This window comes from Mesorhizobium sp. M2A.F.Ca.ET.037.01.1.1 (assembly GCF_003998075.1).
In the GTDB taxonomy this organism is placed as follows: domain Bacteria; phylum Pseudomonadota; class Alphaproteobacteria; order Rhizobiales; family Rhizobiaceae; genus Mesorhizobium.
This window is the reverse complement of record NZ_RZSA01001226.1, coordinates 1-1,708: the sequence shown is the minus strand read 5'-3', so window position 1 is coordinate 1,708 and position 1,708 is coordinate 1. Positions and strand designations below refer to the sequence as shown.

General features: G+C 66.3%; 2 protein-coding genes. Both read right to left on the bottom strand.

Annotation, left to right across the window (positions count from 1 at the left end; genetic code table 11):
• Positions 1-62 precede the first annotated feature (62 nt).
• Entirely contained in the window at positions 63-776 is a 714-nt protein-coding gene (locus tag EOA27_RS35370) for an RlmE family RNA methyltransferase (protein ID WP_127258604.1), read from the bottom strand.
• On the bottom strand, positions 773-1,708 hold a 936-nt coding region (locus tag EOA27_RS35365), incomplete at its 5' end, for a Ppx/GppA phosphatase family protein (protein WP_145970793.1). The genes EOA27_RS35365 and EOA27_RS35370, both read right to left, overlap by 4 nt.

Sequence of the window (1,708 nt, the reverse complement as noted above, 5' to 3'; positions counted from 1 at the left end):
GTTTCTTGGCCGAGGTAACGGCATGGATTCTAGGGTCTGCGCGCGTCGCTCCTTGCTTCGCCCTAGAATGACGAAGTTCCGGGACCTTTGAACTCCTTCGCCAGCAAATACAGCTCCACCGACTCATCCCTTGAAGCCGGCGGCTTCACATGATGGACGGAGCGGAAGTTCTGCTTCAGCAGCGACAAGAGTTCGTTCTCGGCGCCGCCCTGAAATGTCTTGGCGAGGAAATGCCCGCCGGGTTTCAGCACGTGCAGCGCGAAATCGGCCGCGACTTCGCACAGATGCATGGTGCGCAGATGATCCGTGCGGCGGTGGCCGGTGGCGGGTGCTGCCATATCGGACAGTACCACGTCCGGCTGGCCGCCGAGCGCCTCGGCGAGCTTCTGCGGCGCGTCCGGATCGAGGAAGTCCATCTGCAGGATGACGGCGCCCGGAACCGCATCCATTTCGAGATAGTCGATGCCGACGACATGGGGATTCTCGGCGCTCGACTTCGTCCGCGCGGCTGCCACCTGGCACCAGCCGCCGGGCGCCGCGCCCAGGTCGATGACCTTCATGCCGGGCTTCAGCAAATGGTGCTTGTCGTCGATCTCGATCAGCTTGTAGGCCGCGCGGGAGCGGTAGCCGTCGGCCTTGGAGCGTTGCACATAAGGATCGTTCATGTGGCGCTCGAGCCAGCGGCGCGACGATTCCTTCAGGCCGCTCTTCTTCTTGATGCGGGTCTTGAGCACGCGCAGGCTGGCTGAGCCCGGCTTTTCCGGTTTCTTTGTCATCGGCGCCCATCATTCCGCCAGACGCCGTCATCGGCCATCAATTCGCTCAGGATCCCCTCGCGCAGGCCGCGGTCGGCGACACGCAGCCGCTCGGACGGCCACACGCCGCGGATCGCTTCCAGGATGGCGCAGCCGGCGAGAACGAGATCGGCGCGGTCGGCGCCGATGCAGGGGTTGGCGCAACGCTGCTGGAAATCCCAGCCGATCAGCCGCTCGATCATGCGGTCAACGCTGTCGCGGTCCATCCACAGCCCGTCGACGCGGCGGCGGTCGTAGCGCTCGAGATCGAGATGCACGCCGGCCAGCGTCGTCACCGTGCCGGACGTGCCAAGCAGATGGAAGTTGGGGCTGGCCAGCACATGGGCGAGCCGGTCGCGGCCGTCGAAGGCCTTCAGCCGCGTAGCCACATCGTCGACCATGGCGGCAAAGGTATCGCGCGTGACAGTGCGGCCGCCGAAGCGCTCGGCGAGCGAGACGACGCCGACAGGCAGCGACGTCCAGGAGACGATGTGATTGGCCAGACGTGGCGAACGCCGTCCGGTCAGGTCGATCAGCGCGATTTCCGACGAGCCGCCGCCGATGTCGAACAGCACCACGCCTTGCGTGTCGCGCTCGACCAGCGAGCCGCAGCCGGAAACGGCAAGGCGGGCCTCGGTCTGACGGTCGATGATCTCCAGCTTCAGCCCGGCCTCGCGCTCGACGCGATCCAGGAACTCGACGCCGTTGGCGGCCGAGCGGCAGGCCTCGGTGGCGATCAGCCTGGCTTTCCTGATCTTGCGGTTGCGCAGCTTCTCGCCGCAGACCTTCAGCGCCTCGACAGCGCGGTCCATCGCCGCCTCGCCGAGCCGGCCGCTGGCCGTCAGCCCCTCGCCCAGCCTGACGATGCGCGAGAAAGCGTCGATGACGCGGAATTGGCCATGACGTCCAGGCAC